The organism is Streptomyces sp. NPDC002795, from assembly GCF_042888725.1.
Lineage (GTDB): Bacteria > Actinomycetota > Actinomycetes > Streptomycetales > Streptomycetaceae > Streptomyces.
The window spans coordinates 112,373-127,806 of record NZ_JBIAQB010000010.1; the positions used below are offsets into that span (position 1 = coordinate 112,373).

16 protein-coding genes are annotated in these 15,434 nt (G+C 70.5%); 4 read left to right on the forward strand and 12 right to left on the reverse strand.

The window, feature by feature from the left end; genetic code table 11:
• Positions 1-31: 31 nt before the first annotated feature.
• From hpnE to ACFYWS_RS28845, 11 genes are all read right to left on the reverse strand, one after another.
• Positions 32-1,477 (reverse strand): hydroxysqualene dehydroxylase HpnE, encoded by a 1,446-nt coding sequence (gene hpnE, locus ACFYWS_RS28795; protein WP_389281252.1) that lies wholly within the window; start codon positions 1,475-1,477, stop codon positions 32-34.
• The gene (locus ACFYWS_RS28800; RefSeq protein WP_389281254.1) at positions 1,474-1,647 is read right to left on the reverse strand and encodes a DUF6380 family protein; all 174 of its coding nucleotides are present in this window, start codon (positions 1,645-1,647) and stop codon (positions 1,474-1,476) included. The genes hpnE and ACFYWS_RS28800 overlap by 4 nt, the downstream gene beginning before the upstream one ends.
• Positions 1,647-2,609 carry a presqualene diphosphate synthase HpnD gene (gene hpnD / locus ACFYWS_RS28805; protein ID WP_389281256.1) on the reverse strand — a complete coding sequence of 321 codons (963 nt, stop codon included), beginning with the start codon at positions 2,607-2,609 and terminating at the stop codon, positions 1,647-1,649. The genes ACFYWS_RS28800 and hpnD overlap by 1 nt, the downstream gene beginning before the upstream one ends.
• Positions 2,606-3,508, reverse strand: coding sequence for a squalene synthase HpnC (gene hpnC, locus ACFYWS_RS28810; protein ID WP_389281555.1), 903 nt, complete (start codon positions 3,506-3,508; stop codon positions 2,606-2,608). Before hpnC ends, hpnD begins: the two co-directional genes overlap by 4 nt.
• 432 nt (positions 3,509-3,940) lie before the next feature.
• Complete coding sequence (locus ACFYWS_RS28815; protein WP_389281257.1) at positions 3,941-4,726, reverse strand: ABC transporter ATP-binding protein; 786 nt, start codon at positions 4,724-4,726, stop codon at positions 3,941-3,943.
• Positions 4,719-5,660, reverse strand: coding sequence for an ABC transporter permease (locus ACFYWS_RS28820; protein WP_389281258.1), 942 nt, complete (start codon positions 5,658-5,660; stop codon positions 4,719-4,721). The genes ACFYWS_RS28815 and ACFYWS_RS28820 overlap by 8 nt, the downstream gene beginning before the upstream one ends.
• Before the next feature lie 51 nt (positions 5,661-5,711).
• Positions 5,712-6,557, reverse strand: a complete 846-nt coding sequence (locus tag ACFYWS_RS28825; protein WP_389281557.1) for a glycosyltransferase family 2 protein — start codon at positions 6,555-6,557, stop codon at positions 5,712-5,714.
• 44 nt (positions 6,558-6,601) lie between these two features.
• Positions 6,602-7,381 (reverse strand): CDP-alcohol phosphatidyltransferase family protein, encoded by a 780-nt coding sequence (locus tag ACFYWS_RS28830; protein WP_389281260.1) that lies wholly within the window; start codon positions 7,379-7,381, stop codon positions 6,602-6,604.
• Positions 7,359-8,426: an iron-containing alcohol dehydrogenase family protein gene (locus tag ACFYWS_RS28835; RefSeq protein WP_389281261.1), complete on the reverse strand. Its 1,068-nt coding sequence runs from the start codon at positions 8,424-8,426 to the stop codon at positions 7,359-7,361. Before ACFYWS_RS28835 ends, ACFYWS_RS28830 begins: the two co-directional genes overlap by 23 nt.
• Positions 8,414-9,166 (reverse strand): sugar phosphate nucleotidyltransferase, encoded by a 753-nt coding sequence (locus tag ACFYWS_RS28840; RefSeq protein WP_389281263.1) that lies wholly within the window; start codon positions 9,164-9,166, stop codon positions 8,414-8,416. Before ACFYWS_RS28840 ends, ACFYWS_RS28835 begins: the two co-directional genes overlap by 13 nt.
• On the reverse strand, positions 9,163-10,962 hold the full coding sequence (locus tag ACFYWS_RS28845; protein ID WP_389281558.1) for a DUF5941 domain-containing protein: 1,800 nt from the start codon (positions 10,960-10,962) through the stop codon (positions 9,163-9,165). The genes ACFYWS_RS28840 and ACFYWS_RS28845 overlap by 4 nt, the downstream gene beginning before the upstream one ends.
• Positions 10,963-11,251: 289 nt before the next feature.
• Here ACFYWS_RS28845 and galE point away from each other — a divergent pair, with 289 nt between their 5' ends.
• From galE to idi, 4 genes are all read left to right on the forward strand, one after another.
• On the forward strand, positions 11,252-12,235 hold the full coding sequence (galE, locus tag ACFYWS_RS28850; protein WP_389281264.1) for a UDP-glucose 4-epimerase GalE: 984 nt from the start codon (positions 11,252-11,254) through the stop codon (positions 12,233-12,235).
• 168 nt (positions 12,236-12,403) lie between these two features.
• On the forward strand, positions 12,404-13,345 hold the full coding sequence (locus tag ACFYWS_RS28855) for a cation diffusion facilitator family transporter (protein WP_389281265.1): 942 nt from the start codon (positions 12,404-12,406) through the stop codon (positions 13,343-13,345).
• A gap of 144 nt (positions 13,346-13,489) precedes the next feature.
• On the forward strand, positions 13,490-14,023 hold the full coding sequence (locus ACFYWS_RS28860; protein WP_389281267.1) for a GNAT family N-acetyltransferase: 534 nt from the start codon (positions 13,490-13,492) through the stop codon (positions 14,021-14,023).
• A 123-nt stretch (positions 14,024-14,146) separates the two neighbouring features.
• A complete protein-coding gene (idi, locus tag ACFYWS_RS28865) occupies positions 14,147-14,740 on the forward strand; it encodes an isopentenyl-diphosphate Delta-isomerase (RefSeq protein WP_389281269.1) in 594 nt (197 codons plus the stop codon).
• On the opposite strand, the gene ACFYWS_RS28870 is transcribed toward idi, so the two are convergent.
• Positions 14,706-15,242 (reverse strand): ATP-binding protein, encoded by a 537-nt coding sequence (locus ACFYWS_RS28870; protein WP_389281559.1) that lies wholly within the window; start codon positions 15,240-15,242, stop codon positions 14,706-14,708. The genes idi and ACFYWS_RS28870 overlap by 35 nt on opposite strands.
• Positions 15,243-15,434: the final 192 nt, after the last annotated feature.

Genomic DNA, 15,434 nt, shown 5'->3' on the forward strand with positions numbered 1-15,434 from the left:
CTGGTCACGTCCACCGTACGAAGTTCGCTGGTCATGCCGCCTCCCGGTACAGGTGGCCACGGGGGCGGCCGAGCGCGGCGAGTGCCGCGTCGGCGGCGCTGGTGCCGCTGCGGACAGCGCCTTCCATGGTCGCGGGCCACCCCGTGGCGGTCCACGCGCCGGCCAGGTACAGGCCGGGGGCGTTGGTGCGGGCCGTGGGCCGCAGCGCGCCGACTCCGGGGGTCGGCGCGAAGGTCGCCGTCCGCTCCCGGGTGACGAAGAAGTCGTGGATCGTGGCACCGCGCGCGGCGGGCAGCAGCCGCTCCAGCTCCGGCAGGTACCGCTCGCGCAGGGTGGCGACCGGCGCGTCGATCTCGTCCTGCGCGGCCGACTGGGAGACGGCGAGGTACTGGGCGCCCGGCAGCGTACGGGCCAGGCCCGAGGCGTCCGTGCGGTCGAAGACCCACTGGACGGGCGAGCCGAGCGCGGTGAAGAAGGGCTGCTTGAGGACCTTGCGTCCGTAGACGACGTGCAGGTTGAGGATCGGCGCGGTGCCGATGTCGAGCAGCCGGCCCGGTTCGTCGAGGGCGCCCGCGGGCAGCAGGTCGTGCGCCTCGCGCTGCGGCACGGCGAGCACGACGGTGTCGGCGGCGAGGACTTCGCCGCGCCCGTCCGGCCCCTCGGGAACCTCGACGGCCCAACGGCCGTTGTCCGTACGGGAGATGGAGGTGACGCGTGTACGGAGTTCGGTGCGTACGCCCGCGGAGTCGAGCGCCTTGCGGGGATAAGTGTCGTGGAGTTCACCGAGGGGCACCTTGGCCCACCCGATGTCGGCGGCGCCGGGCTCGGACAGCAGCCCGGTCTTGAAGACCATGGCGGCCAGACCCAGCGAGGACTCGCCCGCCACGGCGTTCAGGGTCGCGACGCCGACGAGGTCCCACAGCGCCTCGATGGCCCGTTGCGTCTGACCGTGCTCGGCCAGCCAGGAGCCGAAGTCCCGCTTGTCGAGCGCCGGATCGGCGGGGTCGAGGCCCCCCAGGGCGAGCGCGGCGCGGCCGACGTTCGCGCGCTCGGCGAGCGACAGGTGCGGGTACGTGGCGAGGCTCTTGGCCAGGTGCAGCGGCACGGGCAGCGCGGTGCGCCGCAGCCGGCCGAGCCGGTTCTTCTCGGCGTCGAGTACGGGCACGTCGAGTCGTTCCTGCAGGGGCGCGAGCGGCGCGGCGTCGACGCGGTCGAGGAACCAGCGGTAGGCGGTGCAGCAGCGCAGGTACACGTGCTGGCCGTTGTCGACGGTGAGGTCGCCGCGCTTGAAGGAGAACGCGAGGCCGCCGAGCCGGGGCCGCCCTTCGAGGAGGGTGACGTCCATGCCGCCGTCGGCGAGGGCGAGCGCGGACGTGATGCCCGCGAGCCCACCGCCGATGACCACCGCGGTGGGCCGGGCGCGGTCCCCGGCGGCGTCCGCCTCGCGCACGTCGGCGGCCGTGGTCCCCTCGCTCATGCGCCCTCCCCCTGGGTGGTGCCTTCGGTGGTGCGTACGGCCTGCGTGGGGCCGGGTTCGACGGGTGTGGCGAACGCGCGACCGACCGTTGCATGCAGGGACGCGGCGCTCCGGCGGAGGGTTGCCCGCCGCTTGGTTCTCGCCACGTCACCCTGGCCCGCGATGTCCATCAGGCGCGCCTCCTGATGGTGCCGCGGGTGGCGCCGCGCACGACGGTGCGGGTGTCGAGGCCCGACAGGCCGCGCACGGCGACGTACGCCTTCTCGTGGCCGGGCAGCGAGACCCGGCCGCGCAGCACGGCCTCGGGGTCGCGCTCGATGCGGTCGAGCAGTCGGCGGTAGATGCCGGCCATGGCGGCGACGCAGGCGCCGGAGCGCCGGTCGAGCATGGGAAGGAGGCGGTAGCCCTCGGCGAACAGGGCGCGGGCGCGGCGCACTTCGAAGTGCACGAGGCCTGCGAAGTCCGATCCTGCCGGGGGCACGGGTCCGTGGAACCCGGCGGAGCAGCCGAACTTCGCGAGGTCGTCGGCGGGCAGATAGGTGCGGCCGTCCCCGGCGTCCTCGCGCACGTCGCGGAGGATGTTGGTGAGTTGCAGCGCGAGGCCGAGCGTGTCGGCAAGCTCCGGCGCCCGCTCGACGCCGCGCGCCCCCGGTTCCGTGCCGAACACGCCCAGCGAGACCCGCCCGATGGCGCCCGCGACGCACCGGCAGTAGACCTTCAGGTCGTCCCAGGTCTCGTAGGTCTCGCCGCGCAGGTCCATCAGGACACCGTCGATCAGTTCGTCGAGCCCGTCCAGCGGGATCGGGAAGCGGCTCGCGGCATCGGCGAGGGCGACGGCCACCGGGTCGGTGTCGTCCTCCTCGACCTTGCCGTCCTGGACACGGCCGAGCAGCGCCCTGGACTCGTCGAGCCGGTGCGCCTTGATGTCGGGCTCCAGGCCGCCGTCGCCGATGTCGTCGACGCGGCGCGAGAACGCGTACAGGGCCGACATGGCGCGCCGCTTCGCGTTCGGCAGCAGCCGGATCCCGTAGGCGAAGTTGCGGGCCTGCTGCCCGGTGACGGTCTCGCAGTAGCTGTATGCGGCGAGCACCGGCGCCGACACGGTCTGGTCAGACTCCACGGTCTTGCTCACCCCTCTCCTCGCAGAGTCGCTCCCACCTCGCGCAGCAACCGCGCCTTGGTGGGTTTCGGTGGTCCCTCAAGCACGTCGTACGTAACGGCGGTGATCGCGTGGACCGCCGCCTTCCCCCCTGCGACGAACCCTGCCAGCAGCAGCTTCAGCCTGCCGTGGACGCTACCCACCAGGGGGGTGCCTTCATTCAGCAGCTTCAGGGCGCGTTCGGCCTCGTACGCGACCAGCGCGCGCACCGATGCGCCCGCGGTCGGCGCGGCGAGATCCGTCTCGTCGACGTGGAACTTCTTCAGGTCTTCGGCCGGCAGGTAGATCCGGTCGCGGCCCAGGTCCTCGGCCACGTCCTGGAGGTGCTCGACGATCTGGAGTCCGGTGCAGACCGCGTCCGAGAGGCGGATGCGCTCGGGGGTCGCGGTGCCGGTGATGGCCAGGACGAGGCGGCCCACGGGGTTGGCGGACAGCTCGCAGTAGGCGAGCAGGTCGTCGTACGTCTCGTAGCGCGTGACCAGCTGGTCCTGGCGGTTCGCGGCGATGAGGCCGAGGAACGGTTCGGGGGTCAGCGAGCGGTGGCGGACGGTGGGCTGAAGGGCCTTCAGGAGCGGGTGGCGGGGCGTGCCGTCGAAGACCTTCCGCAGGTCGGCCTCGAAGGCGTCCAGCATCGCGAGGCGGTCGTCCGCCCGATCGGGTGACACACCGAGGAGGCGGGCGTCCGCGCCGCCGGGGGCGAGGTCGCCGTCACCGATGTCGTCGACGAGGCGCGCGAACCCGTATACGGCCATCAGATCGTCTCGCCAGGCGCGCGGCAGGAAGAAGGGGGCGACCGGGAAGTTCTCCTCGGCGGCCTTGTCGAGGGTGGCGCTCACCGGGCTCGCTGTTTCGTCAGGGCTCTCGGGGCGCACTCGGGGCTGCGCGCTCACCGGGTGCGGCCCACTTCTGCGAGGACGGCGAAAGCCTCGCGGAGCTGGAGAGTTTCCATAGCCATTGCCGTCACAACTCCCGTTCTACACTGCGGACCCAATGCATCTCATTTCGGACACGCCGCCCCGCCCCTCACGCACCACCCGGCCCCCAGGGGTCGGGATGTCGCGCCTTATCGCCCCACATGGCGCGATTGGGGCCGGTACAGCTTACGTTGTACAACGCCCGCTCTCGCGTCGGGGTGTTCCGCACATCACAACAACACACCGATTGACGCCAAGATTCCTTCAGGGCAAGGAAGTTGACCCGCCCTTGACCGTGATCGCCAATTACTTGGTGCCTACAGGCATATCAGAGGCCCCACCGGACGGAAGCCGGTAGGGCCTCATATGACGTGGTCCAGAGGCGGGCGGTTACTTGCCCGTGAACTTCTCGTACTCCTTGAGTACCTCGGCCGTCGGACCGTCCATACGCAGTTCCCCGCGCTCCAGCCACAGGACGCGTTCACAGGTGTCGCGGATGGACTTGTTGTTGTGACTCACCAGGAAGACCGTGCCGGCCTCCTTGCGCAGCTCACGGATGCGGGCCTCGGAGCGCTTCTGGAACTTGCGGTCGCCGGTGGCCAGCGCCTCGTCGATCATCAGCACGTCGTGGTCCTTGGCGGCCGCGATGGAGAAGCGCAGACGCGCGGCCATGCCGGACGAATACGTCCGCATCGGCAGCGTGATGAAGTCGCCCTTCTCGTTGATGCCGGAGAAGTCGACGATGTCCTGGTAGCGCGCCTTGATCTCCTCGCGGGTCATGCCCATGGCGAGACCGCCGAGGATGACGTTGCGCTCGCCCGTGAGGTCGTTCATCAGGGCCGCGTTCACGCCGAGCAGCGAGGGCTGGCCGTTCGTGTAGACCTTGCCCTTCTCGGCCGGCAGCAGGCCCGCGATGGCGCGCAGCAGGGTCGACTTGCCGGAGCCGTTCGACCCGATGAGGCCGATGGCCTCGCCGCGGTACGAGGTGAAGGAGACGCCCTTGACGGCGTGCACCTTGCGCACGCCGCGCTCGTCGCCGCGCTTGACGATCCGGCTCAGTGCCGAGGTGGCGCTGCCCTTGCCGGTCTTCGCGCCGTTGACGCGGTACACGATGTGCAGCTCGTCGGCGATGACCGTCGGGACGTGCGCGTCGGTGGGGTTTTCGAGATCAGCCACGGCCGTACCGCTCCTCTGCCTTCCAGAAGTAGACGAAGCCGGCGGCGCCGATGAGGACGGCCCATCCGGCCGCGAAGGGCCACACGTGCGGCGGGAGGAAATCGGAGCCGTACCCGTGCCCGCCCATGAAGGCGTACCGGATCAGGTCCATGTAGATCGAGGCCGGGTTCCACTGCAGAACGTCCGTGAGCCAGCCCGGGGCGTTCTTGTCCTCGAGCATCGCGGGGATGCTGAACATGACGCCGGAGGCGTACATCCACGTACGCATGACGAACGGCATCAGCTGCGCCAGGTCGGGCGTCTTGCTGCCGGCCCTGGCGAAGATCAGCGCGAGGCCCATGTTGAAGCCGAACTGGAGGACCAGGGCGGGGATCACCAGGAGCCAGGAGAAGGCCGGGAAGACGCCGAACCCGAGCATGACGACGACCAGCACGATCATCGAGAACAGCAGCTGCTGGAGCTGCTGGAGCGCGAAGGAGATCGGCAGCGAGGCCCTCGGGAAGTGCAGCGCCCTGACCAGGCCGAGGTTGCCGGAGATGGCCCGGACTCCCGCCATTACCGAGCTCTGCGTGAACGTGAAGACGAAGACGCCCGTCACCAGGAACGGCACGTAGATGTCGTTCGGGATGCCCTTCCGGGCGCCCAGCAGCAGGCCGAAGATGAAGAAATAGACCGCCGCGTTCAGCAGGGGCGTCGCCACCTGCCAGAGCTGGCCGAGCTTGGCCTGGCTGTACTGGGCGGTCAGCTTCGCCTGCGAGAAGGCGATGATGAAGTGGCGCCGGCCCCACAGCTGTTGTACGTACTCGAACAGTCCGGGGCGGGCCCCGGAGACGGACAAGCCGTACTTGGTGGCGAGCTCGCTCGGGGAGAGCCCGTCGTCGGGCGACGGGGCCGCGCTCACCGCGACACCGGCGTCATGCGTTGTCTCACTCACAAGAGGAACTTTCGTCTTCAAATGCACGGCCTGCCGTCAGGCACGAGCTTGTCAGATGACAGGGGGTCGGCCCAGTCGGGTCAGCCGCCACACCGTACGCCACTTCATGGGGCGCCTCGGGCCGCAGGGGGTCGTCCAGCCTTCCTTGAAACCGCCGAGCCAGGCCTTCAGTGCCGGGCCCGAGGGCCGGCGGGCGAGGGTCAGCAGCAGCCAGACGCCGAGGTACACGGGCACCAGGGGCGCGGGCAGGTTGCGGCGGGCCAGCCAGACGCGGTTGCGGGCCACCATGCGGTGGTAGACCGCGTGCCGGGACGGGGCCGTGGTGGGGTGGTGAAGCACCATGTCGGCGCGGTAGTCGATCATCCAGCCCGCGTCGAGGGCACGCCAGGCGAGGTCGGTCTCCTCGTGGGCGTAGAAGAACTCGGCGGGCAGCGGCCCGGCCTCGGCGACGACCCGCGTACGGACGGCGTTGGCGCCGCCCAGAAACGTGGTCACGCGCGAGGAACGCATCGGGTCGGCGGCGCGCAGCCGCGGCACGTGCCGGCGCTGGGTCTCGCCGGTGTCCGGGTCCGCGATGCGGAAGCTGACGATGCCGAGCTTCGGGTCGGCCGTGAAGGCGGCGCGGCACTTCTCGGCCGTGTCCGTCAGCGGCAGCAGCCCGTCGTCGTCCAGGAACATCAGGATGTCGACGTCGGAGCCGGACGGGCCGAAGGCCTCGATGCCGACGTTGCGGCCTCCGGGGATGCCGAGGTTCTCGGGCAGCTCCACGGTGCGTACGCCTTCGGGGACGTCCGGGACCGGGGAGCCGTTGCCGACCACGACCACCTCGACCGGGTCGCCGTCCTGCTTGGCGACCGAGTCGAGGAGTGCGCGCAGTTCGGCCGGCCGGTTGCCCATGGTGATGACAACCGCGCCGACCTTCAACTGCTGTGTCCCGCCGCTCACTTGAGCCTGCTCGAAGCGAGGATGGACACGAGGTGGAGCAGGGTCTGGAGGATCGCGATGCCCGCCAGGACGGCCACGCCGAGGCGCGAGAAGAACAGGTCGCCACGCATCTGGTCCACGACCGAGAGGACCAGGATGAGGAGCGTCGCCTCGATGCCCAGGATGAGCCGGTGGAACTTCAGCATGGCCGCGGCCCTGCGGGCCAGGGCCATGCCGGAGGAGCGCATCTCGGACGCGGACTCCTTGACCTGCTCCTTGCCGCCGGCCGCGCGGGCCAGGCCCACGAGGTCCGTCTCGGCCTTGATCAGGATGGCACCGAGCGCGGCGAGCGTGCCGAGGAAGGCCCACAGCCAGTCGATCCGCCCCGAGCCGAACACGTCGGCGGCGCGAAGACCGAAGCCGACGAGGACGGCGGCGTCGGTCAGATACGCGCCGACCCGGTCCATCCACACGCCGGTCAGCGAGTACTGCCCCCGCCAGCGCGCGATCTCGCCGTCGACGCAGTCGAGCAGCAGGTACAGCTGCACCGCGACGACGCCGAGGACCGCGCCCCAGATGCCCGGCACCAGGAGCGCCGGGGCAGCGAGGACACCGCAGACGGTCATCAGGTAGGTCAGCTGGTTGGGCGAGACCTTGGTGTTCACCAGGTGGCGGTCCACACGCAGCGAGAGTTCGCGCATGTAGAGCCGGCCCATCCAGTGCTCACCGCTCCTGCGGTCCTTCACCCCGGCGGGGTGAACGACCGGGCGGAGTTCAGCTACCGATGGCTTTTGCATAGTCGGCGTAGGCGTCCCTGATCTGATCGGTGGAGAGGTCGAGGTGTTCGAGGATCGTGAAGCGGCCCGGACGGGTCTGCGGAGCGAACTCGACGACCTTCACGAACTCGTCCACGGTGAAGCCGATCTCCTCGGGCGCCACGGGCAGGCCGTGCCTGCGCAGCACCTCGACCATGTACGCGGACTGCTCGCGGGCACCGCGCAGGTGCATCGCGAAGGCCGCGCCCAGGCCGCACTGCTCGCCATGGCTGGCGGCGCGCTTGGGGTAGAGGAGATCGAAGGCGTGGTTGATCTCGTGGCAGGCGCCGGAGGCGGGCCGCGAGTCACCGGAGACCGACATGGCGATACCGGTGAGGACCAGGCCCTCGGCGAGCACCTGAAGGAAGTCGTCGTCGCCGACGCCGCCGGGGTGCCGCAGCACCGCCTCGCCCGCCTGGCGGGCCATGGCGGCGGCGAGCCCGTCGATGTCCTCGCCGCGCTCGCGGGCGCCCAGCTCCCAGTCCGCGACCGCGGAGATGTTGGAGAGGGCGTCACCGATGCCGGAGCGCACGAAACGCACCGGGGCCTCGCGGATGATGTCGAGGTCGATCACGACACCGATCGGGTTCGGCACACCGTAGGAGCCGCGGCCCGCGTCGTTGTCGAGGGTCGCGACGGGCGAGCACAGGCCGTCGTGCGACAGGTTCGTCGCGACGGCGACCAGCGGCACGCCGACGCGCGACGCGGCGAACTTGGCGCAGTCGATGATCTTGCCGCCGCCGAGGCCGACGAGCGCGTCGTAGCGGTTCGACTTCTTGACGTCGTCGGCGAGCTTGATCGCGTCGTCCAGCGTGCCGCCGCCGACCTCGAACCAGTCGGCGCGGGGCAGCGAGGGCTCCAGCCGGGCGCGCAGCACGGCGCCCGAGCCACCGCTGATCGCGATGGCCAGGCGTCCCGTGGACGACGAGATCCTCCCGTCGGCGAGGACCTTGGCCAGGTCGTCGAGCGCCCCCGACCGAATGTCGACGACGACCGGCGAGGGAATGAGCCTCGTCAGTACTGGCACGCGATCTCCCGCCCCTTGGCCAGGTCGTCGTGGTTGTCGATCTCGACCCACGGAACGTCGCCGATGGGCGCGACGTCGATCTTGAAGCCGCGGTTCACGAGCTCCTGGTAGCCGTCCTCGTAGTACAGCTGCGGGTCACGCTCGTACGTGGCCTTCAGGGCGTCGGCCAGCTCGTCGGCGGCCTCGCCCTCGATGAGGGTCACACCGATGTACTCGCCGGTGGCCTCGGACGGGTCCATCAGCTTCGTGATCTTCTGGACGCCCTTGTCGGGGTCCACGACGACCTTCATCTCCTCGTCGCCCAGGTCCTTGACCGTGTCGAGCGCGAGGATGATCTTCTTGCCCTCGCCGCGGGCGGCGAGCAGCGTCTTCTCGACGGAGACCGGGTGCACGGTGTCGCCGTTGGCGAGGATCACCGTGTGCTTCATGGCGTCACGACCGCACCACAGGGAGTACGCGTTGTTCCACTTCTCGGCCACGTCGTTCTCGATGAGCGTGAGCTTCAGGCCGTACTTCGCCTCGAGCGCCGCCTGACGCTCGTAGACGACCTCCTTGCGGTAGCCGACGATGATGCCGACCTCGGTGAGGCCGATCTCCGCGAAGTTCTTCAGCGTGAGGTCGAGTACGGAGAGCTCGTTCTCGGTTCCCTCGCCCACGACGGGCACGAGCGCCTTGGGGAGCGTCTCGGTGTAGGGGCGAAGCCGGCTGCCGGCGCCGGCGGCCAGGACGAGGCCGATCATGCGGGTTCTCCTTCATCGTGTACGGCGGGTGCTCCGCGCTGAGCGGAGGCGACCCAGAAGCGGATGCTCTCTGCGAGCACCACGAGTGCCACGGCCACGGCGAGCACCGTGAGCGCGATGGCGAAATCTGTGGGGGTGAACAGCGCGGCGAGGACCGTGACCACCAGTGTGCGGCCTTCGTGCCCGCCGATGGCCCGCACCAGCCAGTGCGGGGGCGCCCCGGCGTTGCCGCGAATGCGGTACACCGTGTCGTAGTGATGGTAGGCGACCGCCGCCACGAGGCCGAAAGCCGCGGGCAGGGCGCCCTGTACGTCCGCGCGGGCCGCGAGGATCAGGATCGTCAGGTACTCCCCGGCCCGGAAGATCGGGGGCACGAGCCAGTCGAGGGCACCCTTGAGGGGGCGGGCGACGGCGAGCCCGGACGTGACGCAGTACACGGCGGCGGCCACGATCGGCCAGGCGCTGCCGAAGTCCGTGAGGGCGCTCACAGCGACGACCGCGGCGGCGCCGACGGCGGCGACCACGGGGGCGACGACGAGGGTGGCCTTCGCCTTGAGGGTCTTTCCGAGCACCTCGGCGATCGGGCCGGAGTCGGACAGGTCGGCGAGCGCCTCGGCGGCACGGTCCGTGCGTCGCGCCCTGCGGGTGAGCGAGCGCAGGACGCGGCCCGCGGTCGTGTAGCAGGCGGCGAGCGCGCAGCCGATGAGCAGCATGTAGAAGGTGATGCGCGGCGTGGTCAGCGCGGTGAAGAGCGCGATCAGCGCCCAGCGTTCACCGATCGGCAGCACGACCATGCGGCGGGCCCAGACGGTCCAGCCGACGGAGTCGAGCTTGCCGGACAGGGACGCGGTGGGGCTGGCCCCCGCCAATTCACCCAGCGCCTCGGCGTCGTGATTCGCCTCGTTGAACGAGAAGTCGATCACGTGCCGGCCAATTTGCAGCACCATCGCGCCGAGCGCGAGCGCCCACACGTCGTCACCGCCGCCGCTCGCGTTGGCGGCGCCGAGCGCGAGGCCCGCGTAATAGGCGTACTCCTTGGCCCGGTCGAACGTCGCGTCCAGCCAGGCGCCCATCGTCGAGTACTGCAGCGAGTAGCGGGCGAGCTGCCCGTCGGTGCAGTCCAGGACGAAGGAGGCGAGCAGCAGGACGCCCGCCGCGACGAACCCGGTGCGGGTGCCGGTGGCCGCGCAGCCCGCCGCGATCAGCGCGACGAGCAGCGACGCGGTGGTCACCTGGTTCGGGGTCAGGCCCCGGCGTGCGCACCAGCGCGCGATGTAACGGGAGTACGGGCTGATGCAGTAGGTCGTGAAGAAGCCGTCGCGCGCCTTGACCGCCGTACGCAGCCGGATCGCCTCGTCGTCGACGGAGGCGAGGGCCTGCCGGGCCTCGTTGCGGGCCTGCGGGTCGGCGGGCACCGCGGCGACGAGCTCACCGAGTTCGGGGCGGTGCACGTCGGTGCCGTCCGCCTCCAGGCTCTTGGCCACGACGTCCGGGTCGACGCCGGTCCGCGCGACCGCGCGGGTCAGCGCCTGACGGGCGGCGGGCTGCGCGGTGAGCGCGCCCGGGATCGCCGACGCGGGAAAGCGCGGATCGGTCAGGCCGAGACGCAGGGCGTGGACATGGCCCACGAAACCCGCGTCGACGACCGCGACCCGCTGCTCACCGGGGACGCCCCCGAGCGCCGCTTCGGCGTCCGCGGTGTCCGGCGCGAGCCGCACGTCGAAGCCGAGCGCCCGCAGATCTTCCTCCAGGGAAGATCCGGGGACCGGCGATCCGGTGACGATGGCGGTCGACAGACGAACTCACTCCTTGGGTGCCGACGCGACGGGGCGCCGGGCTCATGCATGGTGGGGCGCCCGACGCGGTCCCTGGGACGCGCGGCCGGGCGGCATGTCGGCAGAGGCTATCGGATGGCGCAACCGGGTGTTCGCTGCCCGTTTACCGACCGATTGGCCCCTGTCTCATGCGATCCGCGCGGGGCCGACCGCGCGCTCATCATTGACGATCAAGCACTCGGGCGACAAACCAGGGGTGGTCCGGCTCCGTAACCGGGGGCGGTCCTCATCGGTCATAGGGTGGTGCGCCATGACGTGGCTGATCACCGGCGGAGCCGGATACATCGGCGCCCATGTGGCGCGGGCTATGACGGAGGCGGGCGAGCGGGTCGTCGTCCTCGACAACGTGACCTCGGGGGTGCCCTCGCGGCTTCCCGAGACGATCCCGCTGGTGCGCGGCTCGGCGCTTGACACCGAGTTGGTGGCCCGGGTGTGCGCGGAGCACGAGGTGACGGGTGTCGTCCATCTCGCCGCGCACAAGCAGGTCGGCGAGTCGGTGGAGAAGCCGGAGCTGTACTACCGGGACAACGTGGGCGGGCTCGCCACGCTCCTGGAGACGGTCGCGGCGGCCGGGGTGCGCCGCTTCGTGTTCTCCTCTTCGGCGGCCGTCTACGGCAACCCGGATGTGGGCCTCATCACCGAGTCCACGGCCACCGCGCCCGTGAACCCGTACGGCGAGACGAAGCTCGCGGGCGAGTGGCTGGTGCGGGCGGCCGGGCAGGCGCACGGCATGGCGACGGCCTGCCTGCGCTACTTCAACGTGGCGGGCGCCGCGGCGCCGGAGCTCGCGGACATCGGCGTCTACAACGTGATCCCGATGGTCTTCGACCGCCTGACGCGCGGCGAGGCCCCGCGGATCTTCGGCGACAACTACCCGACCCCGGACGGCACCTGCGTACGTGACTACATTCACGTCGCCGATCTCGCCGAGGCGCACCTTGCGGCGGCCCGCCGGCTGTCGGGGCCCGACGCGAGCGGCGATCTGACGCTCAACATCGGCACCGGGCAGGGCGCTTCCGTGCGCGAGCTGATCGACCTGATCGCGGAGGTGTCCGGGAACCGCACCCCCGCGATCGTCGAACCGCGCCGTCCGGGCGACGCCCCGCGCGCGGTCGGCTCCTCCGCGCTCGCCGAGAAGGAGCTCGGCTGGAGCGCGCGGCGCGGTGTGCGCGAGATGGTCGGGTCGGCCTGGTCCGGCTGGTGTCTGCGGCATCCCGAGGCGACCGGGAAGTGATCTCCGCGGCGCCCTGACCTGCGTACTCGCGTCACATCGTTTACGCAGGTCAGGGCACATGACAACGGTGTTCAGCGCCATGTTTGCGGATACCCCCTACCCGTAGTTCACTGTGATCGTCGCCCCCGACCAGGGCAACGAGCCGGATCGATACGTAGGGGGTTTTCGATGGGCCTCGGGCACGATCACGACCACGGGCACAGTCACGGACCGACGACCGGGACGGCCGCCGCCGCACACCGCGGGCGGCTGCGCATCGCGCTGTCGATCACGTTGACCGTGATGGTGGTGGAGATCATCGGCGGCATCGTCGCCGACTCGCTCGCCCTGATCGCCGACGCCGCCCACATGGCGACGGACGCGCTCGGTCTCGCGATGGCCCTGATCGCGATCCACTTCGCCAACCGCCCCGCGAGCGACCAGCGCACCTTCGGGTACGCGCGCGCCGAGATCCTCGCCGCGCTCGCCAACTGTCTGCTGCTGCTCGGCGTCGGCGGCTATGTCCTGTACGAGGCGATCCAGCGGTTCATGGAGCCGGCCGAGACGGCGGGCGGGCAGACGATCGTCTTCGGCCTGATCGGCCTGGTGGCGAACATGATTTCGCTGTCCCTCCTGGTGAAGGGCCAGCAGGAGAGCCTGAACGTGCGCGGCGCCTTCCTGGAGGTGGCCGCCGACGCGCTCGGTTCCCTCGCGGTGCTGGTCTCCGCCGCGATCATCCTGACCACGGGCTGGCAGCCCGCCGACCCGATCGCCTCGCTCGTCATCGGCCTCATGATCGTCCCGCGTACGGTGAAGCTGCTGCGCGAGACGTTGAACGTGCTGCTCGAATCGGCTCCGAAGGGCGTCGACATGGCGGAGGTCAGGGCCCACATACTGGCGCTGCCCGGCGTCGAGGACGTACACGATCTGCACGCCTGGACGATCACTTCGGGGATGCCGGTGCTCTCGGCGCACGTGGTCGTCAGCACGGAGATGCTCGGCTCGATCGGCCACGAGAAGATGCTCCACGAACTGCAGGGCTGCCTCGGCGACCACTTCGATGTGGAGCACTGCACGTTCCAGCTGGAGCCGACCGGGCACGCCGAGCACGAGGCGCGGCTGTGCCACTGAGTGATATCGTGGCCATTGATCTTTGAGGAGGTGGGTTGATGACTGTCGTCGCGGTGAGCACTGCCCCGTGCAGTGACACGTCTGTCCCCACTTCTCCTCGGGCCGTCCGCCACTGAGCGACGCCCTCACTCAAAGGTTCTCAAGTTGACCGACAACATGACGCACGCGTGGCGTGCTCGCCCCGAGACCGGGGCCGACCGGGCGGCTGTGCACGCCGTCAACGCCGCCGCCTTCCCCACCGAAGCCGAAGCCGACCTCGTCGACGCCCTGCGCGCCGACCCGGACGCGTGGCTGGAGGGACTGTCGTACGTGGCCGAGGCCGCGGACGGCACCGTGGCCGCGTACGCACTGATCACCCGCTGCACCGTGGACGGCGCGCCCGCCGCGGCGCTCGCGCCCTGTGCGGTGCTGCCGCGGTACCAGCGCACAGGGGCCGGTTCGGCCGTCGTACGTGCGGTGCTGGAGGCGGCACGCGCGCGTGGGGAGCGACTTGTGCTGGTCCTCGGGCATCCGGAGTACTACCCGAGGTTCGGCTTCACGCCCGCCTCCGGGTACGGCATCCGGCCCGGTTTCGACGTACCGGACGAGGCGATGATGGCTCTCGTTCTGGATGAAGGCGACGATTCCGGACAGCTTCCGCGGGGCACGATCACCTACCCGGCCGCGTTCGGCGTCTGACCAGGCGCCTGCGGTGGTCCCGCCCGGCCGCGAGGCCGGGCGGGACTTGCGGGACACCGGCAGCGCGGGGGATGTCGGTCCCGTACGGCAGACTTGGTTCGAGGACCGAAACGAAGGATGGGTATGCCGATCTCACCTGCCCCCACGACGAACAGCTCGTCGAACGACAGCGCGGAAGCGATCTTGCTGGAACTCGTCGACGAGGACGGCAGGACGATCGGCACGGCGGAGAAGCTGGCGGCGCACCAGCCGCCCGGTCAGCTGCACAGAGCGTTCTCCGTGTTCCTCTTCGACGAGCAGGGCCGGCTGCTGCTGCAGCAGCGGGCGCTCGGCAAGTACCACTCCCCCGGCGTCTGGTCGAACACCTGCTGCGGCCACCCGTACCCCGGCGAGGCCCCGTTCGCGGCGGCCGCGCGCCGCACCTACGAGGAGCTCGGCGTCTCACCGTCGCTGATGGCCGAGGCCGGCACCGTGCGCTACAACCACCCGGACCCGGAGTCGGGCCTGGTGGAGCAGGAGTACAACCACCTCTTCGTGGGCCTGGTGCAGGCGTCACTGAGCCCCGACCCGGAGGAGGTCGGGGCGACGGCGTTCGTGACGGCCGACGAGCTGGCCGAGCGGCACGCCAAGGACCCGTTCTCCGCGTGGTTCATGACGGTCCTCGACGCGGCGCGGCCCGCGGTCAGGGAGCTGACAGGCCAGTCGGCGGGCTGGTGAGCGTCTCGTGCTTGAGGGGCAGGGCGGCCCAGATCACCTTGCCCCCGCTCGCGGTGTTCGTGACGTCGCAGACGCCGCCCGCCTCCGCGGTGATCTCGCGGACGAGCAGCAGGCCGCGGCCGCCGGTCTGACCGCTGGTGGCCTCCAATGCCGTGGGTTTGTAGGGGTGTTCGTCCTCCACGGACACCCGCACCCACTCGGGGCCCACGGCGACCTCCACGGCGAGCATCGGCGAGACCACGGCGGCGTGCTTCACCGCGTTCGTGACGAGTTCGGAGACGATCACGAGCAGCCCGTGCACCAGATCGTCAGGGGCGGGCACGCCCTGCCGGGTGAGCAACTCCCGCACCGCGCGCCGGGCCTGCGGCACGGAGGCGTCGACCGCCTGCGTCGTGAACCGCCACACTCCCTCGTACGGGAGCGGCCCGTCCGCAGGTCGATCAGGGGGCGCTCCCCCGCTGCCCTGAGGACGTGGGTGGGATCCCCACCCGTGGTCGCTCATTTTCAGGTCGCCGCCCTTGCGCTCGATTGTCACCACGTATCGAGTGTTGGGAATCACCTGCTTCGGGCCGCGGGACTGACCAGAAGTCAGCGAGTATCGACGGCATTTGATCGTTACTGGCCGAGCCGGCCAGAGAGTTGATCACTCCCGCCCCGAATACGCCCGACTTAAGCCTTCTTAAGCTTGTTCTAC